This is a genomic window from Paraburkholderia sp. SIMBA_054 (genome assembly GCF_046534875.1).
In the GTDB taxonomy this organism is placed as follows: Bacteria; Pseudomonadota; Gammaproteobacteria; order Burkholderiales; family Burkholderiaceae; genus Paraburkholderia; species Paraburkholderia hospita.
Window position 1 is genome coordinate 1 of the sequence record NZ_JAWRXV010000587.1, and the last position, 284, is coordinate 284.

At 64.4% G+C, this 284-nt stretch carries 1 pseudogene; it reads right to left on the reverse strand.

Annotation, left to right across the window (positions count from 1 at the left end):
• Window positions 1-22 precede the first annotated feature (22 nt).
• Window positions 23-284: pseudogene (locus SB822_RS56445) on the reverse strand (hypothetical protein); the annotation flags it as partial.

A 284-nucleotide genomic window follows, 5' to 3' on the forward strand; every position in this document is an offset into this window, starting at 1 on the left:
CGGCAGCATCGCGTATTGCGGCTCAGCGCCACTGCGCAGTGAGTTCGTTCGCGAGGACCATCTTCTCGCGGACGCGTTCGATAAACGCCGCGTCGATGCCGCTTTGCGCCTTCAGGAATTTGAGCGCCGCCGAATAAACCACGCGCATCGCGCCGCCGTCTATTCCGCCGATACGCGCTGCGCTGCGGCGCGTTTCTTCCACGAGATCACGCGCGCTGCTGAAGTCCGGTGACAGGCCGCTTTGCGCTGCAAAGCCGGCTTGCAAACCGGCCGCATGATCGCGC